We start from the raw sequence: 22,899 nt of genomic DNA, 5'->3' as shown, positions 1-22,899 counted from the left end.
GCTTTTAATCGAAACTTTTCGATATTGACTGAATAATTAAACAATTTTTGTTGCTATTTTAGACAAATTAGCATTTTGCGGTATTTTTATGGGGAATATATAGAACAGCAACAAAAATGCCAACCTTATGGCTGGCATTTTTTAAAAATTATCTTAAAACGAAAGATTATCTGTCATCAAAAATTGCAATTGATTTACTGACAGTTTTGCTTCCACCAAGCTGGTTTTCAAACTCAAACGTTATCGTTAGAACGCCATCTTGATCTTGGTTACCATCCGTTTCTCGCGCAATTCTGACATCCGAATACATAGTTGTATCGCGATTAGTGCTAGGAATCGACTCTTGATGCTGAATAATAGAAAAGTCACCATTATTAGCAGAAATCGAAACGCGTGTGCCTGCAGGTAACGGATTGCCAAATTCATCACTATAATAGATACGAATATTAATACCAGCTAAGCCAATATCGAGCGTTTCAGGGTCAGTTTCATTAGGGTCGTTCGCATCAAAGTCTGGATTCGGACGCGCAGCAACAGATAAATCAAGCTCTGCAACATCACACCACTGTGGTGCATCAGAGACTTCAAACTGACCAGCCAAAGAATCTGAACAGTCAGCAGGGACTAAAACTTCAAAAGGCGGTGACACAACATCATCCGATTTTAAAACTGCAAAACGTACATACGGTTCATCACCTGACATGACAAGTTCGATTTGTCGGCGAACCTCTATTAACTCGCGCGTACACTGCCCTGCGTTAAATGCAGCTTCGCTACATAGCAAACCATTGTACTTACCGTCCGCATTGTCGTAAACACCATTGTTGTTAAGATCGCGCCATGTTTCGTTATGCCCACCGCGCGAGTTTTTCTCTGAACATGGGTCTGAATCAGCGTCATAGTCTTCACGATTAGCATCGCTACAATTGGCCTTATCGAAGCTGTTGTTTTCGTTATGGTCGTTGAAAGCTTCTGGTAAATCATATAAAGCGTAATATTCACCAATATCAAACAAACCATTACGACGAGTTACATCAGCTGTCGTTTCTTCGTCCTCAAAGTTTTCTTGCCCTTTTGCGACAGCAAGAATACTTGTTCGGCCTCCGCGCACAACCCCTTCAGGATCATTTTTAGCTCGCAATAAAGTACCGATACATGGCGCTGCATTACCAAAGTAAGGGTCGCAGTTAATTTCGTTTGTTTTCGGGTTAAAACCCTCTCTCGTTGCAGAGTTGCCGTCGATTTCACCAATGCGATTGCCCCATTTATAATCATAAAAAGGTCTTTCACCTTGCGAGCGCCATGTAATTTCACACAAAGCATTATTGGTGCGACAAACAGCTTCACGATTTTGCGGACCGATAACACCTGACTCTGTGAGTACCGTTGCTTCAACTCCGTCACTATTAAACTGATTAAATTGGTCACCAAAATACACGGTTAATGGAATTGTTATACCATTATAGTTAAGTGCGTTAGGGTTAAATACAGTCGGGCTAAGGTCAAAGCTATTTTGATCAGTCACCCCTGAGTACAATGCGAGTTGTGATGAAACAGCATTAATTTGCTCAGCCAGTGGAACTAAATGAAGCGTTCCATCAGGGCAGATTTCGTTACTAGGCTCTGTGCTACAAAGTTCTACTTCATCAGTCCAACATGATAAATCATCGCCTTCTGGTAAAGCGGCAACATCCTCTTTTGATACAAAACATGCTTTAACAACAAGCGGCCCTGGCACAATACCCGATGTAATCGTAGTTTGTACTACACCATTATTATCTGTGTTAGCACTGCGCTGTGTAAGCTTTGCTAAGCCAACTGAGTCAGTTAATTTAAAATCAATACGCTGCTGCGGTGATACAATGCCATCGGCATCAAGTAAGCGAAAACGCACCACAGATTGAGTTGGTAAACCGCCTTCACCCGGAGGAAGTGCAATGACGGGTTCAGATACATCAATAAATTGAATCGATTGCACAGCAGATACCTCAACAGGAATCGTCGTTGAGGCCGTAAAGTTTTTACCGCCTGTTTCAACGGTGATATTTACCACATCATCAATTGAACAACCATTTGCTCTATAAGTAGAACTAGCAATACCCCCAGATGATTTTACTGAAGCATCTATCGTTGAGTCGTTGCTCGCAACGCACGTAGAACTAAACTCTACATCTGTTGGTGTGGTGTATAAGTTTCCTTCTTCATCACGAAGAGTTACTTCTATAACAGTACTCCCCCCTGCTTTTAACGGTATTACGTTACCATTGCCATCAAAGTTTAAGCCGTTATCTACATCCAAAGTAAGATCAGCAATACCAACAGCAAAGTTAATATTCGCTGATTCATCCAAAGACGACACTGAAATAGTTCCTGCTCCGCCAGTATTACCCGGTTGTAATTTAAGCAGTGCAATACCAAAGTTATCTGTTAATGCTCTGCCAGATGAAGGAAGAACTGAACCTAGATCAGTCGTTACATCAACAAGTGCGTTCGCAACGCCATCACCACTTTGCTCGTCCGTGACTGCAACGAATAAATCACCTAGCTCAGCAGAAGAAATAGAATTAGAGACAGTACAACCAGATGCTTGTGAAGTTGGGTCTAACCTAACGTTGTTTCTATTTTCATCCCATGAAGGGTTACAGCCGGTTAGCAATGAAACCGAGACTGAATACTGAGCCAATTCAGTTGATGCATCATCACCATTTGATATAAAACCAGCAACTTGCGTGATTGTTTCACCATTGTCATCCATATAGCTGGCAAGCACTTGTCCAGCCCCTTTTGAATCACCACTGCTCAATGTAACAGACGCTTCACCACTACTGTTTGTTAGAGCTGTACCAAGAACAGGCGTTATTCTGCCTGTAAAATTCGTTGTAAATGAAATTAGTTGACCATTTAGAGGTGTACCTGAGTCAAGTAAGGTTGCCGTTACAGTCCCTTTGTTTTCTTTACTAACAGGGTTGTCGGCTGTGAATTCCAAACCGTTAACATCACGGATTGATAAGCTCAAGGTTACGTTTTCTACAACCCCTGGCTCTACCGTTTCTGAACCATCTAAAGACCCGCCGTCTTTTTCTAGTGAACCACCACCGCCACAAGCGGCTAATAATGAGCTAAAAACTATAATACTCAGCCATCGCATTAAAGGCATCGACCTCTCCCTAGTTAGCTATTTCTATACTTAATTTGTTGTTTACCTAATATTAACCTAAAACCTGAACGAATATCATAATTTTTTATTCAATTCAGGACGAATTAATTTCAATATTTAGCGATTTTTTCTGTATAAAAATTTACATGCTGGTAGGCTATGGCAAAATTTATAAAAATATAGATTAGGTGTATGTCAAAAGTCCGTTCATTGAGTCTCACATCTCGCATCATGATTGGTATGGTGCTAGGTGTAGTAGTAGGTTTTATTTTTCAGGCAATTTTAGCGGGTGAAGACGATTTCCTTATCCCATTAGGGTTATTCTCTTTGCCTATTAAAGCATTTTTTGTCGATGGTATTTTTCACGTTGGTGGGCAAATATTCATTGCTAGTTTAAAGATGCTCGTTGTGCCTTTAGTATTTGTCTCACTTGTATGTGGTACATGTAGCTTAAGTGACCCTAAAAAGCTTGGCCGCTTAGGTGGAAAATCAATCTTGCTGTATTTATTTACCACTGCTATCGCTATTACTGTCGCAATTACACTGGCATTGATATTTAACCCAGGTGAAGGTATTAACCTACCATCGGATGCTAATTACAGTGCAAAAGAAGCGCCAACACTGGCTCAAGTGATCATTGGCATGTTTCCGACTAACCCTATTGATGCGATGGCCAGTGGCAACATGCTCCAAGTTATTGTATTTGCATTATTATTTGGTATTGCAATGGCTCTTAGTGGGAAAGCAGGAAAACGTGTCGCGAGCGTATTTGAAGACTTAAATACCGTTATCTTGAAACTAGTGACTTTATTAATGAATATTGCACCGTATGGTGTTTTCTTCTTAATGGCGAAACTATTCACCACTATTGATTTGAAACTAATTAAAAGCCTCGCTCTTTACTTTAGTATTGTTGTGTTAGCCTTATTTATCCATGGCTTAGTTAACTACAGTATCCTTCTCAAAGTATTAACGGGCCTTAGCCCTGTAACTTTCTTGAAGAAAATGAAAAATGCATGTTTATTTGCTTTCAGTACCTCAAGTTCAAGTGCGACAATGCCTATCACTTTAGAGACAGCGAATAAAAAACTAGGCGCACATAACTCAGTTGCATCTTTCACAATCCCATTAGGTGCAACCATCAACATGGATGGTACGGCTATCATGCAAGGTGTTGCGACTGTGTTCATCTCTCAAGTTTTCGCTGTCGACTTATCTATTTCTGATTACTTAATGGTTATTCTAACGGCAACACTTGCGTCAGTGGGCACTGCAGGTGTACCAGGCGTTGGTTTGATTATGTTAGCCATGGTATTAAACCAAGTTGGACTTCCTGTTGAAGGGATTGCAATCATTATTGGTGTGGACCGTTTACTTGATATGACACGCACCGCGGTTAACGTGACAGGTGACTGTATGGTGACATGTGTTGTTGCAAAGTCTGAAGGGCAATTAGACGAAGATGTATTTAATGACCCTGATGCGGCTAAAGACTTAGAAGATTATCATAAGTCTATAAACTAGATTCACCATTGAAAAACCCGCATATTAATGCGGGTTTTTTATCGTTTTTCGTTAAGGGTTCATTCCTTTAAAACGCGATACTAAATTAACTCCAGCCTTACTGATACTTGTACTCAAACCGATCGCCAGCTTATCACTTAAGTTCTTTTTGATTGTGTATTTCACTTTGTAAATCTGACGCTCACTCGCCTGACTTAAGAGGATATCATCACTGGTATCTATTCTATCAACAAGCCCTTTATCAAAGGCTTGAGTAGCAAACCAATGTTCGCCTGTTGCAACTGTATCTATGTCAAGTGAAGGTCGTTGCTCGCTAACAAAAGTTTTGAATAAGCCATGAGTTTGCTCTATTTCCTCTTTAAACTTTTCGCGCCCTTTGTCTGTGTTTTCGCCAAATAATGTTAGTGTGCGCTTATATTCACCCGCAGTAATTTGTTCGAACTCAACATCATTCTTTTTCAGTATTTTATTAAAGTTAGGTATTTGGGCTATCACTCCAATAGAGCCAACAATAGCAAAAGGAGCTGCAACAATTTCATTCGCCACACATGCCATCATATAACCACCACTGGCAGCAACTTTATCTATGGCTATCGTTAGGTGAATTCCTGCATTACGAAGGCGTTGTAATTGCGACGCAGCCAAGCCATAACCATGAACAACCCCACCACCGCTTTCTAAGCGAACGAGTACTTTATCTTTTTCTTTGTCAGCAATAGTAAGAATTGCTGTAATTTCTTCACGTAAGCTGTCTACCTCATGGGCATCAACACTGCCATTGAAGTCGATGACATACAGCCGAGCTTTTTTCTCATCACTTGAGGTTTTTTTGCTCTTCGCTTTTTGCTGTTTTAAATGCGCTTTGAGCTCCTTTTTTGAAAGAGTGTTCTCAATAAAGCTCTGTTTTAGATCTTCAAGCTGCTCACTCAAGTCATCTATTTGTATTTCGCCCTTTTTCGATTTTGGCTTTGCTGCTGCGCCAACTGCAATTGCGACAATGATTGCTATGGCAATAACAAAGGTGATGGTTTTGGCGAAAAACAGCCCATATTCGTATAAAAATTCCAAACAAATTCTCCACTTAATGTTAGTTCGCCACAATTTAACATGCTTTTTCATAAAAAAAAGCCACATGATGTGGCTTTTTACTTAATTGGTTAATTTAGTTTTTAGTCAGTGACTACATCGGTATTAGTGACTTGCAAGTACTGACCACGGCTCGCTAAGAAAGTGGCTATTTGCAATTGCATTTCAGACGTTGCAGCTGCACTTTCCTGTGCAGTAGCGCCTGAATCAGGCGTAGCCACAGGCGTTAATACCGAACTGTGATGACCCTTAGTAAATTTCACAACATAGCTCATAGGCTCCGCTGTTGGCCCCTGAGATTGAGCCACTGTTGCTAAGCCCATCAAGTTAGCAAGTGGTAAACTGCCTGCGATAGGGTTAGAAGCTACCATAGGTGGAATAACTTGGTCAGGCTTATTGTTAGCGCCATCACCAACAACGACACTCATATATGTTGGCGTGCCAAGTGCCGCAACTGATGCTGCGTAATTAGAAGGATCACCACTATCAAGGGCTGTCTGTGCCGCAAAAGCAAACTGTGTTACTACCCCTTGAATATTTGCTAGTTTTGCTGTTTCCCCTGCCATTGTTAACGAGCCAATGTACTCTTTGTAACCACAACTGACATAAGCGGTTTGATCTGCTGCTAGCGTGCCACAGTTAGACACAGCTTCATTTTGTAAGTACGAGCTAAATTCTGCAGACTCACTAATGCCAGCAGCAAGTAACACCGAACCTTGCACGAATGGGCCAAACGTTGCCGAATCAATTAAGAAACTTGCAATACCACCACCGCCACTGGCAAGTGCAACACTCTTCACATTGAAAAGTGGGTCAACCTGAGGATCAAGAGGATTATTCGTCACTGCAACAAAAGCAGGCGCAACAACTGAACCTAGTGAATGTCCTACGAATGACACATCTTGAGTGTTTAAATCAGTCGCACCAGAAAAGTTTAAACCTAAGCGTAAACCCAATAAATCAGCAACTGATTGACGTAAGCTGTCACGTGCTACAAGTAAAGACTGCAAATTCATGTAACTGAGTACGGAACCCGTTGATGCGTTGAAGTCGTCAACACCATCTCCATTTACATCAACACCACGCTCACCATGCATTGGGTGGTCGATAGCAGCCGTTGCAAAACCTTGGATAGAAAGCTGAGCAGTGATTGCTAACATATCTTCTTTCTTAGACGTAATACCGTGCTGAAGAATCACTACCGGCCAGCCACCTTCAGGCATTACCAAAGCATCTAGACCAATTTGGCTTCGAACAAAGTTAATGACGGGTAAAATAGGCTTAGTAATTTGCACCGGTACATTCGCAATGCTTTGCGTTTTAGGGATTGTATTGTATTTAGTTAAGTGCTTAGTTTGGTCAAGGCCTAGGTCACGTAACTTACCGCCACTGAGCGCCATACATAATGCATCATTTTCACTAATTGGATCTGTCGGGAACGATGCACCTGCTGAAGAGGCGTAGCCAAGTACCGCTACACCGCTGTCACACATACCTTGCCAGTATGTCGCAGCTAAATCACTTACCTCAGTGCCTGTTGGTGTTGCAAGGTACATAGGTAGCATTACACTGCCTTTTTGATACTGAACCCCAGCAAAAGCAGGTGATAAACCTGTTACCCCTTGTGATGCAAATACTTGTTCAACAGTAATCACTGGTTGCTCAGGAATTTGTACCGTTGGTCTTGGTAAAGCCGCTTGCGTTAAACTTGCTGCTAGTAATTGTTTGACTGTACCAAGTACTTGACCTGCCGACTGCATGGTCATAGCCGCACTAAAAATGATTTCATCTTTAGAAATTGCACCACCTGATGTTACAGCGTTTTCATAACTATTGATGACCGCTTGTAACGATTTTTGTGCGTCTGTAATAAGGGTTGTTTCTTCACTAACCAACGCATAAGTAGATGATGGCTCAATTGAGCGACCTTCTGAGTCCATTAGCGAGGTTGTTAAAACATTGATGTAGCTACTACCTGCTTTAAACGGTTTCAATGGTATAACAGCCACAGCATCACCAGAGCCTTGGGTAATAAAATCGACACCAAATGTGAGCTCTGACACTAATTTACAGGCAATACCTGCAGGTACTTGTGAGCATGCTTCATCCGTTTGGCTGGCTCCCATAACGACTTCAAAAATGCGCACTGCGCCAGGTGAGGCAGCAGATGTAGCATCTAAGCTAACACCCGCAGGAAAAGTAAGATCGATTTTAAACGGAGTTTGTGTAGACCAACCATCTAGTGCACCTAATGCTAACTGTGGATCGGCATAGGCAGCACGCTCTACGCTCACATTATTCTCATCAAGTTCACCAGGAATATTAAGCGTGCCATCAAGTGTGCCACTCATGAGTAAATCGTTGGGTACAGAGATAACACCATTAGCAGGGTCAAACTTAACTGTCGCGGTTGGCACAATGGGGGGATTGTCATTTTTTACATCTTCTAATGTTTCTCCTCCACCGCAACCTGTAATGGCTGTTGCAACGGCCAGTGAAAGTAGCATTTTTTTCATAATATCGCTCCGCGAAAATCTTATTGTTATTGTGTGTTCATATTTAAAAGTAGCTAAAAAGATACCTTTAGTTAAGTTAATTTAATGTAATTAGGTTATTAATAAGACATTAGACCAGTTAAAGTTAACGTAAAGTTTTAATTTTCGCCACCTTAATTTGCAATAAATTCGATAACTTGGCTTTTTGCTATGGTAAAATATGGAAAAATTTAACCGATGGTACTTTTATGCACAATTACAAAGCCGCAGAAAACGCGCTAAAAGACAAAGTTATTTTAATTACTGGTGCTGGTGATGGCATTGGTCGCGTAGCAGCCTTAACCTATGCAAAACATGGTGCTACGATCATTTTGCTTGGTAAAACAACCAGCAAACTAGAAGCTGTTTACGATGAAATCGTTAATGCAGGCGGCCCTCAGCCAGCGATTGTTCCAATGGATCTTAAAGGTGCTACAAAACAAAACTATCGTGACCTTGCTGCAACAATCGAACAGCAATTCGGCAAACTTGATGGCTTAGTAAACAATGCAGGTATTCTAGGTTCGCTTGGTCCGCTTGAGCACTTCTGCGTGTCAACATTTGAAAACATCATGAAGGTTAATGTTACCGCACAGGCACTTATCACTAAGTACATGTTCCCTATTTTAAGAAAATCACCTAGCGCATCGGTTATTTTTACCTCTTCAGGTGTAGGTCGCCAAGGTCGCGAATTTTGGGGTGCATATGCTATTTCAAAGTTTGCAGTAGAAGGCATGATGCAAACATGGGCTTGTGAAGTAGAAAAAACAAATATCCGCATTAACTGCATTAACCCAGGCGCGACGCGTACGTCTATGCGTGCATCAGCCTATCCAGGAGAAGATAAAGATAAGTTAGCAACCCCTGAGGATCTTATGCCTACTTACCTTTATCTAATGAGTGATGACTCAAAAGATATCAATGGTCAATCTTTAGATGCGCAACAAAAATAACTTTTGTGCTGTTGACGAATGATTAACCAATAAAAAACCTTACTCTCGAGTAAGGTTTTTTATTTTCTAGTATCTAACGACGCTTAGGCTGCTTAACGCGTTGATTATGCTTTTTAACAGCTTTACGAATTTGGTTTATCTTGGCCCGTTTTTCTTTACGCTTTTCAGGTATAACTGATAATTTTGTTTGCGTTTCACGACCCAATTGAACAGTTTTACGCAAATAGTTAACTGTATCCAAATCAAGCTCTGCCCACCCACCTTGAGGCAAGCGTTTATCTAGCTCTAACTTACCGTAACGAATACGAATAAGACGAGATACTTCCACATCTTGTGATTGCCATAAACGACGAACTTCGCGGTTGCGTCCCTCGGTTAAGGTAACATTAAACCAACGATTTATTCCTTCACCACCTAATGGTTTAATATTTAAAAATTTCGCAGGTCCATCATCCAGTTCAACCCCTTTGGTTAAGTTACGTAAGGTCTCATTCGTTACTTCACCAAATACCCGTGCAGAATATTCGCGCTCTACTTCATAGCTGGGATGCATAAGGCGATTAGCAAGCTCACCATCATTGGTAAACAACATTAATCCAGCGGTATTAATATCCAGTCGACCTACAGCAATCCAACGCTCACCATCTACTTTAGGGAGACGATCGAACACAGTACGGCGACCTTCAGGATCTTTGCGAGTACATAACTCGCCTTCTGGCTTGTTATACATAAGCACACGACAAATCCGGTCAGCTTTATCTTCAACTTTTACTACATGTCCATCAACACGAATTACATCAGTTGCTTCAACACGATCGCCCAAACGAGCCACTTTGCCATTGACACTTACTCGATTTGCATCAATGTATTTTTCCATCTCACGACGTGAGCCCACACCAGCACGGGCCAATACTTTTTGTAACTTTTCAGTTTCTACATTACTCATTCAGATAGTTCTCTCACAGAAGGATCGCTCAAAAGCTGGTTAATTTTACTTTCCTGTAATTCAGGTAAGGGTGGTAATTCATCTAAACCAGCTAATGAAAAATAGTCTAAGAAAGCGGATGTTGTAGCATACAAAGCCGGACGTCCTGGTACCTCTTTGTGGCCTACAACCCTTATCCACTCTCTTTCTAATAAGGTTTTAATAATCCCTGAGCCGACAGTAACCCCTCGTACTTGTTCGATTTCACCACGCGTAATGGGTTGCCTGTAGGCAATCAAAGATAATGTTTCTAATAGTGCTCTTGAGTATTTAGGTGCGCGCTCTTGCCAAAGATTTGCAAGCCATGGTGCTAAGCTTGCGCAGGCCTGAAATCGATAACCGCTGCCAACTTCAACCAATTTTATGCCGCGTGTTTGATAATGGGTTTGAATGTTTTCAATTGCATTATTAATGCGTGCCATAGAAACGCTTAAATCAGCCAATACTGTCTCTTTTAAATGACGTTTAGATAAAGGTTTACCTGCTACAAAAATCGCGGCTTCTATGATTTCGACTAACTGTTCATCATTAATACGTTTTGCGGCCATGGGTTACTATAGGTCATTTAAATCACTAACGCTCTATTATGACAGAAGTCTTGCTAGGTTGGAAAAATTATTACAAAAAAAGCCAGTGTAATACACTGGCTCCAAACAATGTTTATATTTGAGCTAAATTACGAGCTTTTTTTAACCATGTCTAATGCGTCATCTTCAGCAACATCACTACCATGTTCAGTGATGTAGCTAATAAACTCATTACGGCTTACGCGCTTGTCCTTATTAGTATCCATATACCCAAAATGGTTGGCAATATCGTCATCATCAGCCTCTTCAACCGAGATATAACCATTTTTATCGTTATCTAAGGATTTAAAATCATTTTCGATAGGATCAAATTGAGCTATTTCAGCTTTAAACGCCGACTCAGAGACTTCGCTATCTTCCGCAACTTTACCCGTATTAAGCTGCATGTAAGCATTAAACTCACTTCGGCTGATTTGTTCATCCATATTAGTATCGATATTTGAAAAATGTGCCCAAATTGCATCATCATCTGCTTCTGTTTTAGAGATGTAACCATCGTTATCATTATCTAAACTGCCAAAATCGCTGTCTATTTTTGCTAAAGAGTTGCTTGCAGAGCATGCTGAAAGACTAAGAGCCGCTAAAATTGTTGATGCTAGAGTTAACTTGTTCATAAGACATTTCCTTGTAGTCGATTAGATTCGCTTGGACTAATACAAGTTGAATGCCAAAACACCTTACAGCCTAAAATCAAGCACTTAGAAAGCAGTTAAGTTGTGGTTAAGACTATGATTTAGCAAGCTTTTCATACTTACTGTAATTTTTTCATAAAAAAAGCGCTCCAAAGAGCGCTTTTTACAAATAAGTTTAACATACCGATTAAATAGCCGCGTTTTGGTAACGCTTAACGAACTCTGTTACTGCTTCACCGTTACATTTTAAGGTATTTAAGTTACCAATTTTTTCACGTACAGGTGTCAAACCTTGCTTAAGTGCTGTGATGCAAAGTTGCGTTTCTTTTTGCTCATTTTTAGCAAAAACTTCAACTGATACTTTCGAAGTCGCTTTTTGTGACTCTGCTTTTTTAGCAATGTCACGAATGTCGACACCATTACACTCAATACTTTTAGAAAAACGCGACATCGCAATACCATGCTTTGTCGCTTCTTTACGTGCAGCGGTAAACCCTTCGTTTGCACTCAGACTACATAACTTAGATTCAATACGATTATCAGCTGAGAAATATTGTGGATTGCTTGCCAATGAGCCAAATGAGATACATGCAAGTGAAAGCATCACTAATTGTTTTTTCATGGTTTACCTTTTAAGTGTACATAATTTGAACGGTTAATCTGCGCGCATTATATAAACAAAAAAGAACAAATCAATTAAATATATTATTTAATATTTTAATTAATATCGAGTTAACAATGCGTTTAACTAAACCCTCAATTGATCAACATTTAAACAGTGCATTTTTCTTTCTTTGCTCATGAATAGCGCCACATTTGATGGTAGAATTACGTTACTTCCTTTAAAGAAAAATAAACTAAGGTGCATGATGAAGGTTATCTCGTTCAACATAAATGGACTTCGCGCTCGCTTACATCAACTACAAGCGGTGATAGATAAACATCAACCAGATATCATTGGCTTACAAGAAATCAAAGTTCATGATGAAGCTTTCCCACTCGAAGACGTGCAAAAAATGGGTTATCACGTTTATTTTCACGGTCAAAAAGCCCATTACGGCGTGGCAATGTTATGTAAACAAGAACCTAAATCGGTAATGAAAGGCTTTGCAACTGATACAGACGAGTCGCAACGTCGTATGATCAGCGTGACTGTAACCCAACAGAATGGCCGTGACTTAACTGTTATGAATGGTTACTTTCCACAGGGCGATAATATTGCTCACGAAATTAAATTCCCTTACAAACGTCAGTTCTATAAAGATTTAATGACCCACTTAGAAGTCAATCACACGCCTGAGGAAGATGTTATTGTGATGGGCGACATTAATATTTCACCTACTGATCTCGACATTGGTATTGGTGAACCAAACCGCAAACGCTGGTTAAAGACTGGTAAGTGCTCTTTTCAACCAGAAGAGCGTGAATGGTTAAGTACATTATTAAACTGGGGCTTTAAAGATACCTTCCGTGAACTTTACCCTGAAAAAGTTGAACAATACTCGTGGTTTGATTACCGCTCAAAAGGTTTTGATGACAACCGAGGCCTACGTATCGATGTAATTTTAGCAACTCCAGCCCTTGCTGAGCGTTGTGTTGAGTCTGGTATCGATTACGAATTACGTGGTATCGAAAAACCTTCTGATCATGCGCCAATATGGTCAACATTTAACGCATGATAGACACTATGCAATGGCAGCTCCCTTTATGGAGCTGTGTGGCTTTAATACTTTGGCTAAGTTTTGATAAACAAAGCGCATCGCAATTATTGGCAACGCCAATAAGACAAGTTGGTGTGCTCGCCTGTGCTTTGGTACTTGCAGTACTGTGGCGCATTAAAGCGGGGATATTGCCAGGCCTTGAATTGCATATTTTAGGGGTTACTGCTGTGACCCTGATTTTAGGTTGGCGATTAGCCATTTTTGCAAGTGCCCTTGCAAGTTTACTGTTGGTACTAGTTGCTCAGTTGCCTATGGCTTTATTGCCCGTGCATTTACTGTTTACTGCTTTTTTACCAATTACGTTGAGCTATTTGTGTTTTGTGCTTTGTTATACCTACTTACCAAGACATTTTTTTATTTATATCTTTTTATGCGCGTTTTTAACCGCTGCTGTTATCGCCTGTATTAAAATACTCACCAGTGGTGTGCTTTATTACTTGCTTGGTGATTACAGTTTTATTGAGATTTCAGAAAACTACCTCATTCTATGTGCGATAATTTGGTTTCCTGAAGCAATGCTCAATGGCATGGCTATTACCTTAATGATTACCTATCGCCCTCATTGGGTTAAAACCTTTTATGATAAGGACTATTTAGACTCATGAGTCTTCACTATCACTGCCCGCTTTGCAAACTTGAGCTTACACTCAAGGATAAAACTTACCGCTGTAACAATAACCACAGCTTTGATATCGCCAAAGAGGGTTATGTCAATTTACTGCCCGTACAAAATAAAAAGTCGAAACAACCGGGCGATAACCTTGAAATGGTGCAAGCGCGACGCGAGTTTTTAAATGCGGGGCATTATGGTTTTTTACAGCAAGCTTTAGCTGAACTCGTGGCATCACTGACACCAAATTCAGTGATTGATTTAGGCTGTGGTGAAGGCTTCTATACCCAAGCAATTGCAGCGCAATCGAGTGCCGAAGTGTATGGTGTTGATATTTCGAAACCTGCGGTAAAATACGCCGCTAAGTGGTATGAAAGTGCGCATTTTAGTGTCGCGTCGATTAGCCAAGCCCCTTTTGCAGATGCCAAAGCAGACGTGCTGGTTAGTGTGTTTGCCCCTTTATTTGCACAAGAACTTGCCCGCCTTGCCAAACCGCAAGCAAGCTTAATTGTTGCAAGCCCTGGCCCTTGGCACCTTAAAGAATTAAAAGCATTTATTTATGCTGATGTAAAACCACATACAGAGATAGAACCACCAGCTGGCTTCAGCAAAGAATCGACAACATTATTAGAGCAACAGGTGCTGTTGTCTGTCGAAGAGATTAAACATTTAATTATGATGACGCCGTTTGCCTGGAAATTTCGCCCAGAGCATTGGCAGCAAATAGAGCAACAAGGCCCACAAAAAATAACGTTATCTTTTTATGTGAGCCAGTATATTCGCGATTAGAAATGTTCTTTTGTGAAGGCTTTATCCATTTTTTCGAACATATCTTTTAATAGTTGAGCTAAATCTGAATAGCGTGGTTTTTCAGTCGTTAATTGTGACTGATAACCATGTGCTTTCATTTTACTGTGCAGCTCGGTGTACCAACTTAGCATCGCTGGCTCTAATCGGGTTTCTGCACGGCGGCCTAGCCACAATAAACCTTGAAACGGTAGTGACAAAAAGAATAGCGCGATAGTAATTGCTTGCGGGAAATAATCACTACCTAAATAGTTAACTTGCATAAAAACAGTCAGCATAGCCAAAATTGGCATCACTGTAATTGCCAGATCTGTGGCTTTGATCACTCTAAATTCAGCAAACATGGGGGCGAGCTCTTGTCGCATTGGCCATTTTTTAGCGTATTGACGACCTGTTTGCACTTGTGACATGACACTCTTTTGCATCATCACTCCTAGGGTTTTCATCTTGTTTCACAACCGAGTGTAACACACTCCCGGATACAATCCCTGCAAAACCTGTCCTCGTTTTTATACCAAATTAATGTTAATCGGACTAACGTTTAAAGTCTAAATGAGATAAAATGTTATCGGCTTAAGTCAACCAGACTTTAGTATAATTACAGCCTAGCTTTGTTAAGTGTAGCAACAAAATACTTATTTACTATACTGGCAAAGAATTCTAATTATCAAGCCTTAATACACACTGACTGATATCGTACTTTTAGGACCTAGCTATGCCAACGCCCCTTTGCTCACCACAACATGTTTTAGTACTGAACTGTGGTAGTTCAAGTTTAAAATTTGCCATTTTAGATGCCACCACTTCTGACGAAGTTATTTCAGGTTTAGCTGAACGCCTTGGTTCTGACACGCCTTCAATCAAATATAAATATAAAGGTGAAAAACAACATGTTGAATTGGCAAAGGGTCAAGCCCATGATGCTGCAATAAATAAACTTGTTAACTTAGTCAAAAGCTTGGGCCTTGAAGATAACTTAGTTGCCGTGGGGCATCGGGTTGTGCATGGCGGTGAACATTTTACTGAGTCAGTATTAATTGATGATAACGTATTAACAGAGATTGAAAAAACAGCGACCCTCGCGCCACTTCATAATCCAGCTAATTTATTAGGTATTCGTACTGCAATGCAAGCCTTTTCATCGCTGCCGCAAATTGCCGTATTTGATACGGCGTTTCATCAAACCATGCCAAATATTGCTTACTTATACGCCCTACCTTACGCGCTTTATAAAGAGCATGGCGTAAGGCGCTATGGTTTTCATGGTACAAGCCATTATTATGTTGCCGGCGAAGCAGCAAAATTACTTGGCAAAGAACGCGAGCAAACCAATGTGATCAGTGCGCATTTAGGTAATGGTTGTTCAGTGTGTGCGATTAAAGATGGTAAAAGCGTTGATACCAGTATGGGCCTTACACCGCTTGAAGGCTTAGTGATGGGTACCCGAAGCGGTAGCATCGACCCTGGCTTATTCACCTTCTTAACTCAGCAACTTAATTATTCAGTGCAAGAAATTGATGACTTACTTAATAAGCAAAGTGGCTTGTTAGGCATTAGTGAATTATCAAATGACTGTCGCACTATCGAAGAAGCCGCTGTTGAAGGCCATCCACAGGCAAATCTTGCCCTCGATATTTTCTGCTACCGCTTAGCAAAACAAATTGCTGCATTCTTGGTGCCTCTACAACGCCTTGATGCGCTTATTTTTACTGGTGGCATCGGTGAAAACTCAGATATCATTCGCGACAAAGTAATCACTCATTTAGGCTTTTTAGGTCTTGAGTGTGATGAAACTGCGAACTTAGCTGCGCGCTTTGGTAAAGAAGGCTTAATCTCAAAAGGACAAGCGCATGCTAAAGCGTTTGTGATCCCTACTAACGAAGAATGGGTAATTGCCAATGATGCGGCCCGTATTGCGAAGGAGGCTTAAGTAATGGCACGTAGAATTATGTTGATCCCTATTTCAACTGGGGTTGGTTTAACATCTGTTTCTGTTGGTTTAGTGCGTGCGCTTGAGCAAAAAGCACTTAAAGTAAACTTTTTCAAACCTATTGCGCAGCCGCGCTCTGGCGATACAGGCCCCGAGAAATCAACGCAAATTGTCACCCATGGCTCGCCAATTAATCCACCTACACCATTCGATCTTGGCTATGCTGAACAAATGATTGGTGACGGTAAAGGCGACGACTTACTAGAAGAAATCGTAGAGCGCTTTGAAAACACCATCAAAGAAGACGAAATTGCTATTATCGAAGGTATGGTGCCAACACGTCGCCAGCCTTATGCGGGACGTGTAAACCGTGAGATCGCGCAAACACTCGGTGCTGATATTGTTTTTGTTCTAACACCAAGTAACGATAGCAATGACCAAATTGAAGACCGTTTAGAAATTGCTGCAGGTAATTATGGCGGTGTTAATCACCCTCGTGTGTTAGGTTGTATTTTCAATAAAGTGAATGCACCTCTCGATGACGAAGGTCGAGCCCGTGCTGACCTTGTTGAAGCCCATGAGCCTGAACAACTTGAAAACGAATTAAACCGTTTAGCATCACTGCCTATTTTCAGAAAGCACCCATTTAAGTTATTAGGGTCAATCCCATGGGATTTCGATCTCGTTGCACCGCGTGTCCGTGATTTGTGTGAATACTTAAAGGCCGAAGTTATTAACGAAGGCGACATGGCTCACCGTCGTTTGCGCCGCGTGACTTTCTGCGCCCGTACAGTATCCAATATTTTAAGTCACTTTACCCCAGGAGCCTTGCTAGTAACTCCAGGGGATCGTTCTGATGTTCTAGTTGCCGCTTGTTTATCTGCTATGAATGGTACAAAAATTGGGGCTATTTTATTAACCGGTGGCTTTAAGCCTGAAGATCGCATCATGAAATTATGCGAACAAGCTATGGATACGGGCCTGCCTATTCTTGCAACAAAAGAAGATACGTGGCGCACATCATTATTACTGCATAATTTCAATATGGAAGTACCCTGTGATGATGATCAACGTATCGATAAAGTAAAAGATCACAACGCCAGTCACATTGATTCAGACTGGTTAGATAGCCTTGCACAAAGTGTTGGCCGTACTCGTAAAATGTCACCACCCGCGTTCCGTTATTTACTAACCGATAAAGCCCGTCAAGCGAATAAAACTGTAGTATTACCCGAAGGAAATGAGCCGCGCACGATTAAAGCTGCGGCAATTTGTGGTCAACGTGGTATTGCAAAAACAATTCTACTTGGTGACAAAGAAGAAATTTTACGTATTGCTGAACAACAAGGTGTTGAGCTTAACGATAATGTAACCATTGTTGAGCCTAGTGATGTCATCAACGATTACGTCGCGCCTATGGTCGAAATCCGTAAAAACAAAGGCTTAACTGAAGTGGTTGCCCAAGAACAACTGCTTGATAACGTTGTACTCGGCACCATGATGCTAGAACAAGGTAAAGTAGATGGGTTGGTATCAGGTGCTGTTAACACTACAGCAAATACGATTCGCCCACCGCTACAGTTAATTAAAACGGCACCGGGCTCGTCGTTAGTATCGTCAGTCTTCTTTATGCTGTTACCTGACCAAGTTTTAGTTTATGGTGACTGTGCTATCAATCCAGACCCAACAGCAGAGCAACTGGCCGATATTGCAATTCAATCAGCTGATTCAGCCGCCGCATTTGGTATAGAGCCTCGCGTAGCGATGATCAGCTATAGTACGGGTACTTCGGGCTCAGGTGCGGATGTGGAAAAAGTGCGTGAAGCCACGAAACTTGCCCAGCAAAAACGCCCTGACTTAGTGATTGACGGCCCACTTCAATACGACGCCGCTATCATGGAAAACGTAGCAATCAAAAAAGCACCTGACAGCCCAGTTGCAGGTAAAGCAACAGTGTTTGTATTCCCTGATTTAAATACCGGTAATACAACTTATAAAGCCGTTCAACGTAGTGCCGATTTAATTAGTATTGGCCCAATGCTGCAAGGTATGCGTAAGCCGGTAAATGACTTGAGCCGTGGTGCATTAGTAGACGATATCGTTTACACCATTGCTCTTACTGCGATTCAAGCTAAGCAAGTTGAAAGCATAGAAAACTAACCCATCAAAAATTAGGCTGATTTATAAAATCGTTATAAATTAGCCTATTACCTTCTTTATACTGACCTATTCCCATATTTATCCACAGATTCTGTGGACAAGATTAATGGAAATCTAAATGGCGTAATCCCGTGCTTCCTAATTACATTTAATCTCTTGTTGATAGCTCGTATTTTTAAGTGATTTGGGTATACTATTAATTATCGGCTTCATAGATAGGATCACAGATGTCAAAGCAAACGCTGCAACTTCATAGTACAGAGCTCACCATTCATAGCCTTGATGTCGATGCCACTATCCCTCCTGCATTGCTTAAAGAAAGCATATTTTTTATTGCAAAGACCGCTGATGAATTATCTATTGTCTGCCCTAGCAGCTTTACAATTGATAGCCTAGATGCTGAAACCGACTGGCAAGCACTGGAAGTCATTGGCCCGCTGGGCTTTTCTCTAACAGGTATAATGGCTAATATTTCTGGCGTACTTGCTAAAGCATCTATCTCTATTTTCGCTCTTTCAACTTATGATACAGATTATGTTTTAGTTAAAAAGCACAGCATTGAAAAAGCAATTTCGGCACTGAAAAAAGATGGTTATCATGTGTTAGGAAATACTAAATAGTCTTATGAATAAAGAAGTAACCTATCAGAGTCAACGCGCCTTGCGTAAAAACCAAGTGATGGCTATAAAAAGCCCATTCACGGGCCGAGTTAAACCTATAAGCGAACACCCTGAGGCTTTTTTTAGATTTTCGACTCTAGGGCCAAGTATCAGCGTTGAATTAACCAGCCATAATATAGTCGCTCCCTTTGATGGCACCCTACTGCAAGTAAAAAATGCCGGAAAAGAATATATATTACAGGCAAAAAATGGGCTGAAAATATTAATCAATTTACATTTTTCATCGTTGAGCGAACATATCAACCACACAAGAATTGCCAAGCTTAATGACAGCAAGATAAGCCAAGGTCAACGGCTCGCTTATTTCGATTTACGTGAGCTTTCATCACCTATGATTGCCACCTTATGCGTACTTAACAGCCAGCAGCTTGGCCCTTTATATTACTCTCTATCTCAGGTTAGTGCTGGGGTAGATACATTACTCACTGTGACAAAAAAGTAGATTTTATGACTATCATGTACGGTATCAGCAATTGCGATACAATTAAAAAAGCGAAAAAATATTTATCTGATAACAATCAGGAGTTCACTTTCCATGACTACCGTAAAGACGGTATCACTGCTGAGCTTATTAATGAATTTGCACAGCATATTGATTGGCAGGATTTAGTAAATAAACGTGGTACAACATACCGTCAATTATCTGATGAACAAAAACAAAATTTAGATAAAGAATCTGCGTTAGCATTGCTTGTGGAACAACCTGCGATGATCAAGCGACCTGTACTGGTTCATAACGGCCAATACCATTTAGGTTTTAAAGCAGCTCAATATGATGAGATTTTTGCCTAATGACTCACCCTGTTATTGAACTTGCTCAAGCACTTATTCAGCGTGAATCAGTGACGCCTGAAGATGCCGGTTGCCAAGCGTTAATGAACGAGCGCCTTGAAAAGCTGGGCTTTAATATTGAGTCGCTGTTTTTCACTGACACATTAAATACATGGGCACGTAAAGGTAAAGAATCACCACACTTTTGTTTTGCAGGTCACACAGATGTTGTCCCCACAGGCCCTGCAAAAAATTGGCAGCACCCGCCTTTTTCAGCACTGGTAAAAGACGGCATACTACATGGTCGTGGTGCCGCCGACATGAAAGGCTCTTTAGCCGCTATGGTTATTGCTACTGAACGCTTTGTGGCTAAGCACCCAGACCATAAAGGCTCAATTTCGTTTTTAATTACCTCTGATGAAGAAGGCCCATTTATCAACGGCACGACGCGTGTGATCGACACCCTAGAAGCACGTGGAGAAAAAATTGATATGTGCCTTGTTGGCGAGCCATCGTCACGAGATGAGCTGGGTGATGTGGTTAAAAATGGTCGTCGTGGTTCTTTAACTGGCTTTTTAACCGTTAAAGGTGTGCAAGGCCATGTTGCTTACCCGCACCTAGCGCAAAACCCAATTCACCTAGCTGCCCCTGCTTTAACTGAGTTGAGTCAAACCGAGTGGGATCAGGGGAATGAGTTTTTCCCTGCAACAAGCTTTCAGGTTTCAAATATTAATGGCGGCACAGGTGCTGGTAATGTGATCCCTGGTGAGCTTGAAATTCAATTTAACTTCCGCTTTAGCACTGAAGTTACCCATCAGCAACTTCAGCAACGAGTAGTTGATATTGTTGAAAAGCATGACCTTAATTGCGAACTCAATTGGATAGTAAATGGACTACCGTTTTTAACCGATCATGGTCCACTGGTTGATGCAACAGTAAGCGCTATTAAGCAGGTAACTGGGCGCGACACAGCGCTTGAAACCACAGGTGGAACATCTGACGGCCGCTTTATCGCCCAAACAGGTGCCAAAGTCATTGAGCTTGGCCCGCGTAACGAAACGATTCATAAAGTAGATGAGTGTGTCAGTACAGATGATTTAATTCAACTTGCAGATATCTACGAAGCGATTTTAGAGCAACTACTAACATGAACCAGGCTGAATTAGCACTTTGCGCAACTGGGTTAAGTAGTTCGCATTTAGTCGAGCTACAAAAACATCGTTTGCATGTTGATATTGTTGATGATTTTTTGGCGCTACAACAGGCAGCTAAAAAAGCAGGTATTGAACTTGCGATTGCCTCAAGCTTTCGCGATTTTCAGCGTCAAAGCGCTATTTGGAATGCGAAATTTCAAGCTTTGCGTCCTGTTTATACTCTTGATCAAAAAATTTTGGACTTACAGAGTCTTAGTGATACACAAAAGTGCCATGCAATCATGCTTTATTCAGCTCTACCAGGAGCAAGCAGACACCATTTTGGCACCGATCTCGATATTTACGACGCAAATGCGATTAATGATGACTACCAGCTTCAGCTTACACCTGATGAATACGCGTGTGATGGCCCATTTGCTGAGCTTAACGACTGGCTTGAGCAGAATCTCGAGCGCTATGGTTTTTATCGCCCTTATCAAGAATATAAAGGAGGTGTTGCACCAGAACCTTGGCATATTAGTCATATTACACAATCCCAAGTGATGATGCAGTACTTATCCTTAAACACATTAAAAGACAGAATTACAAACAGCGAAATTGCAGGTAAACATGCGGTGCTAGAAAACCTCAGCAGCCTGTATGAGCGCTTCGTAACAAATATTAACCAACCTAAACGTGCTTTTTAGTAAGTAAAAACACCAATACAGCGCCTAAAATAAGGGCGCTTGCTACCATTAATTGCAATGTAATTTGTTCGTTTAAAAAAACCATTCCTGCAACAATGGCAAGTACAGGCACTGTCAATTGCACAACAGCAGCTTGACTACTTTTTAGCTTTGGTAGGGCCAAATACCAAATACTATAACCCACACCAGATGCAAACGCCCCAGACGCAACTGCAAGCGCGATACCGCTGAAAGAGATAGAAGGCCATTGAAAAAAAGCGGCAAAAATAAGCGCGGGCACAAAAATAAGGCTTCTTAAAAAGTTAAACGTTGTGGCTTGTAAAGGAGCGCGACATTGTTTACCGCGAATACTATATACTCCCCATGCCACACCACTTAATGTCATAAGGATGGCAGGTAATAAAGAAGGGACAGCTGCTGAAGGTAACATTAAGTAAATGAATCCAGCGAATGCAACAATTAAAGCAACCCACTGCAATAACGATAAGCGCTCTTTATTGAAAATACTGTAGCCTATCATCGTCAACTGTACTGCCGAGAACAAAATTAGTGCCCCCGTTCCAGTATCAAGTTCTACGTAAGCGACTGAAAAACAAACGGCATAGATGAACAAACTTACAGCACTTATATTATTTCCTTTATCGACAGGCTCGTCGCTTGCCACTCTTTTTACTTGCCAGCTAAAAAGTAAGAGTAGCATGATGGCACCACTAAATAGCCTAATTGCTGTAAAGCTCCAAGGGTCAATGTCCCCGCTGTGCAATGCCATTCGACATAATAGTGAGTTTGCAGCAAAGGCACTGAGCGCTAAAAATGTATATAAGATAGTGGCAAACAAAATTCAGTTATCCTTATTCTATTTATTCGTATAAGAGACCCGTTTTATCGTCAATAACTTACGATTTTTTACATAATTTATCAT

Annotated in this window: 21 protein-coding genes; 12 read left to right on the top strand and 9 right to left on the bottom strand. The window is 41.1% G+C overall.

Annotated features, from left to right (window positions below):
• Positions 1-166: 166 nt before the first annotated feature.
• On the bottom strand, positions 167-3,157 hold the full coding sequence (locus L0Z67_RS07510; protein ID WP_237115149.1) for a hypothetical protein: 2,991 nt from the start codon (positions 3,155-3,157) through the stop codon (positions 167-169).
• Between the two features lie 192 nt (positions 3,158-3,349).
• Here L0Z67_RS07510 and L0Z67_RS07505 point away from each other — a divergent pair, with 192 nt between their 5' ends.
• Positions 3,350-4,681 (top strand): dicarboxylate/amino acid:cation symporter, encoded by a 1,332-nt coding sequence (locus L0Z67_RS07505; protein ID WP_062568915.1) that lies wholly within the window; start codon positions 3,350-3,352, stop codon positions 4,679-4,681.
• A 51-nt stretch (positions 4,682-4,732) separates the two neighbouring features.
• On the opposite strand, the gene sohB is transcribed toward L0Z67_RS07505, so the two are convergent.
• Both sohB and L0Z67_RS07495 read right to left on the bottom strand, forming a co-directional pair.
• On the bottom strand, positions 4,733-5,749 hold the full coding sequence (sohB, locus tag L0Z67_RS07500) for a protease SohB (protein WP_062569396.1): 1,017 nt from the start codon (positions 5,747-5,749) through the stop codon (positions 4,733-4,735).
• A 101-nt stretch (positions 5,750-5,850) separates the two neighbouring features.
• Positions 5,851-8,283: a VolA/Pla-1 family phospholipase gene (locus tag L0Z67_RS07495; protein WP_237115148.1), complete on the bottom strand. Its 2,433-nt coding sequence runs from the start codon at positions 8,281-8,283 to the stop codon at positions 5,851-5,853.
• A gap of 227 nt (positions 8,284-8,510) precedes the next feature.
• On the opposite strand from L0Z67_RS07495, the gene L0Z67_RS07490 reads away from it, so the two are divergent.
• Positions 8,511-9,254: a YciK family oxidoreductase gene (locus L0Z67_RS07490; RefSeq protein ID WP_062568913.1), complete on the top strand. Its 744-nt coding sequence runs from the start codon at positions 8,511-8,513 to the stop codon at positions 9,252-9,254.
• Positions 9,255-9,327: 73 nt separating this feature from the next.
• Here the strand turns inward: L0Z67_RS07490 and rluB are convergent, their stop codons facing one another.
• The 4 genes from rluB to L0Z67_RS07470 all read right to left on the bottom strand — a co-directional run bounded on the left by rluB (position 9,328) and on the right by L0Z67_RS07470 (position 12,080).
• Positions 9,328-10,200 (bottom strand): 23S rRNA pseudouridine(2605) synthase RluB, encoded by an 873-nt coding sequence (rluB, locus tag L0Z67_RS07485; protein ID WP_062568912.1) that lies wholly within the window; start codon positions 10,198-10,200, stop codon positions 9,328-9,330.
• Positions 10,197-10,787, bottom strand: coding sequence for an SMC-Scp complex subunit ScpB (scpB, locus tag L0Z67_RS07480; RefSeq protein ID WP_237115147.1), 591 nt, complete (start codon positions 10,785-10,787; stop codon positions 10,197-10,199). Before scpB ends, rluB begins: the two co-directional genes overlap by 4 nt.
• A gap of 128 nt (positions 10,788-10,915) precedes the next feature.
• Positions 10,916-11,440: an EF-hand domain-containing protein gene (locus tag L0Z67_RS07475; protein WP_062568910.1), complete on the bottom strand. Its 525-nt coding sequence runs from the start codon at positions 11,438-11,440 to the stop codon at positions 10,916-10,918.
• A gap of 205 nt (positions 11,441-11,645) precedes the next feature.
• Positions 11,646-12,080 (bottom strand): exonuclease III, encoded by a 435-nt coding sequence (locus L0Z67_RS07470; RefSeq protein ID WP_193988711.1) that lies wholly within the window; start codon positions 12,078-12,080, stop codon positions 11,646-11,648.
• A gap of 247 nt (positions 12,081-12,327) precedes the next feature.
• Here L0Z67_RS07470 and xthA point away from each other — a divergent pair, with 247 nt between their 5' ends.
• The 3 genes from xthA to L0Z67_RS07455 are packed head-to-tail and all read left to right on the top strand — an operon-like array spanning position 12,328 to position 14,578.
• Positions 12,328-13,137, top strand: a complete 810-nt coding sequence (gene xthA, locus L0Z67_RS07465) for an exodeoxyribonuclease III (RefSeq protein WP_237115249.1) — start codon at positions 12,328-12,330, stop codon at positions 13,135-13,137.
• Positions 13,134-13,784 carry an energy-coupling factor ABC transporter permease gene (locus L0Z67_RS07460; RefSeq protein ID WP_193988710.1) on the top strand — a complete coding sequence of 217 codons (651 nt, stop codon included), beginning with the start codon at positions 13,134-13,136 and terminating at the stop codon, positions 13,782-13,784. The genes xthA and L0Z67_RS07460 overlap by 4 nt, the downstream gene beginning before the upstream one ends.
• Positions 13,781-14,578, top strand: a complete 798-nt coding sequence (locus tag L0Z67_RS07455; protein WP_237115146.1) for a putative RNA methyltransferase — start codon at positions 13,781-13,783, stop codon at positions 14,576-14,578. Before L0Z67_RS07460 ends, L0Z67_RS07455 begins: the two co-directional genes overlap by 4 nt.
• On the opposite strand, the gene yfbV is transcribed toward L0Z67_RS07455, so the two are convergent.
• Positions 14,575-15,021: a terminus macrodomain insulation protein YfbV gene (yfbV, locus tag L0Z67_RS07450; RefSeq protein ID WP_062568905.1), complete on the bottom strand. Its 447-nt coding sequence runs from the start codon at positions 15,019-15,021 to the stop codon at positions 14,575-14,577. The two genes, L0Z67_RS07455 and yfbV, sit on opposite strands and share 4 nt — an antisense overlap.
• A gap of 290 nt (positions 15,022-15,311) precedes the next feature.
• Between yfbV and L0Z67_RS07445 the strand changes: the two genes are divergently transcribed.
• The 7 genes from L0Z67_RS07445 to L0Z67_RS07415 all read left to right on the top strand — a co-directional run bounded on the left by L0Z67_RS07445 (position 15,312) and on the right by L0Z67_RS07415 (position 21,977).
• Positions 15,312-16,526 (top strand): acetate kinase, encoded by a 1,215-nt coding sequence (locus L0Z67_RS07445; RefSeq protein ID WP_062568904.1) that lies wholly within the window; start codon positions 15,312-15,314, stop codon positions 16,524-16,526.
• Between the two features lie 3 nt (positions 16,527-16,529).
• On the top strand, positions 16,530-18,686 hold the full coding sequence (gene pta, locus L0Z67_RS07440; protein WP_062568903.1) for a phosphate acetyltransferase: 2,157 nt from the start codon (positions 16,530-16,532) through the stop codon (positions 18,684-18,686).
• A gap of 227 nt (positions 18,687-18,913) precedes the next feature.
• Positions 18,914-19,306, top strand: coding sequence for an ACT domain-containing protein (locus tag L0Z67_RS07435; protein ID WP_062568902.1), 393 nt, complete (start codon positions 18,914-18,916; stop codon positions 19,304-19,306).
• Between the two features lie 4 nt (positions 19,307-19,310).
• Positions 19,311-19,808 carry a PTS glucose transporter subunit IIA gene (locus tag L0Z67_RS07430; RefSeq protein WP_193988707.1) on the top strand — a complete coding sequence of 166 codons (498 nt, stop codon included), beginning with the start codon at positions 19,311-19,313 and terminating at the stop codon, positions 19,806-19,808.
• A gap of 5 nt (positions 19,809-19,813) precedes the next feature.
• Complete coding sequence (locus L0Z67_RS07425; RefSeq protein ID WP_193988706.1) at positions 19,814-20,158, top strand: ArsC family reductase; 345 nt, start codon at positions 19,814-19,816, stop codon at positions 20,156-20,158.
• On the top strand, positions 20,158-21,288 hold the full coding sequence (gene dapE / locus L0Z67_RS07420) for a succinyl-diaminopimelate desuccinylase (protein WP_237115145.1): 1,131 nt from the start codon (positions 20,158-20,160) through the stop codon (positions 21,286-21,288). The genes L0Z67_RS07425 and dapE overlap by 1 nt, the downstream gene beginning before the upstream one ends.
• Entirely contained in the window at positions 21,285-21,977 is a 693-nt protein-coding gene (locus tag L0Z67_RS07415; RefSeq protein WP_237115144.1) for a M15 family metallopeptidase, read from the top strand. Before dapE ends, L0Z67_RS07415 begins: the two co-directional genes overlap by 4 nt.
• On the opposite strand, the gene L0Z67_RS07410 is transcribed toward L0Z67_RS07415, so the two are convergent.
• Positions 21,961-22,815, bottom strand: coding sequence for a DMT family transporter (locus tag L0Z67_RS07410; RefSeq protein WP_405128643.1), 855 nt, complete (start codon positions 22,813-22,815; stop codon positions 21,961-21,963). The genes L0Z67_RS07415 and L0Z67_RS07410 overlap by 17 nt on opposite strands.
• Positions 22,816-22,899: the final 84 nt, after the last annotated feature.

The sequence above is a fragment of the Pseudoalteromonas sp. PB2-1 genome, assembly GCF_045040605.1.
In the GTDB taxonomy this organism is placed as follows: Bacteria; Pseudomonadota; Gammaproteobacteria; order Enterobacterales; family Alteromonadaceae; genus Pseudoalteromonas; species Pseudoalteromonas arabiensis.
Note: the sequence above shows the minus strand (reverse complement) of the source record. Positions and strands in the feature narration are given on the sequence as shown.

Coding starts and splice junctions, on each gene's coding strand:
- L0Z67_RS07460 (WP_193988710.1), top strand. CDS start 13,134: ATGATAGACACTATGCAATGGCAGCTCCCTTTATGGAGCTGTGTGGCT.
- L0Z67_RS07505 (WP_062568915.1), top strand. CDS start 3,350: ATGTCAAAAGTCCGTTCATTGAGTCTCACATCTCGCATCATGATTGGT.
- scpB (WP_237115147.1), bottom strand. CDS start 10,787: ATGGCCGCAAAACGTATTAATGATGAACAGTTAGTCGAAATCATAGAA.
- L0Z67_RS07430 (WP_193988707.1), top strand. CDS start 19,311: ATGAATAAAGAAGTAACCTATCAGAGTCAACGCGCCTTGCGTAAAAAC.
- pta (WP_062568903.1), top strand. CDS start 16,530: ATGGCACGTAGAATTATGTTGATCCCTATTTCAACTGGGGTTGGTTTA.
- L0Z67_RS07510 (WP_237115149.1), bottom strand. CDS start 3,157: ATGCCTTTAATGCGATGGCTGAGTATTATAGTTTTTAGCTCATTATTA.
- dapE (WP_237115145.1), top strand. CDS start 20,158: ATGACTCACCCTGTTATTGAACTTGCTCAAGCACTTATTCAGCGTGAA.
- xthA (WP_237115249.1), top strand. CDS start 12,328: ATGAAGGTTATCTCGTTCAACATAAATGGACTTCGCGCTCGCTTACAT.
- L0Z67_RS07455 (WP_237115146.1), top strand. CDS start 13,781: ATGAGTCTTCACTATCACTGCCCGCTTTGCAAACTTGAGCTTACACTC.
- L0Z67_RS07425 (WP_193988706.1), top strand. CDS start 19,814: ATGACTATCATGTACGGTATCAGCAATTGCGATACAATTAAAAAAGCG.
- yfbV (WP_062568905.1), bottom strand. CDS start 15,021: ATGCAAAAGAGTGTCATGTCACAAGTGCAAACAGGTCGTCAATACGCT.
- rluB (WP_062568912.1), bottom strand. CDS start 10,200: ATGAGTAATGTAGAAACTGAAAAGTTACAAAAAGTATTGGCCCGTGCT.
- L0Z67_RS07435 (WP_062568902.1), top strand. CDS start 18,914: ATGTCAAAGCAAACGCTGCAACTTCATAGTACAGAGCTCACCATTCAT.
- L0Z67_RS07445 (WP_062568904.1), top strand. CDS start 15,312: ATGCCAACGCCCCTTTGCTCACCACAACATGTTTTAGTACTGAACTGT.
- L0Z67_RS07475 (WP_062568910.1), bottom strand. CDS start 11,440: ATGAACAAGTTAACTCTAGCATCAACAATTTTAGCGGCTCTTAGTCTT.
- L0Z67_RS07495 (WP_237115148.1), bottom strand. CDS start 8,283: ATGAAAAAAATGCTACTTTCACTGGCCGTTGCAACAGCCATTACAGGT.
- L0Z67_RS07490 (WP_062568913.1), top strand. CDS start 8,511: ATGCACAATTACAAAGCCGCAGAAAACGCGCTAAAAGACAAAGTTATT.
- L0Z67_RS07415 (WP_237115144.1), top strand. CDS start 21,285: ATGAACCAGGCTGAATTAGCACTTTGCGCAACTGGGTTAAGTAGTTCG.
- L0Z67_RS07470 (WP_193988711.1), bottom strand. CDS start 12,080: ATGAAAAAACAATTAGTGATGCTTTCACTTGCATGTATCTCATTTGGC.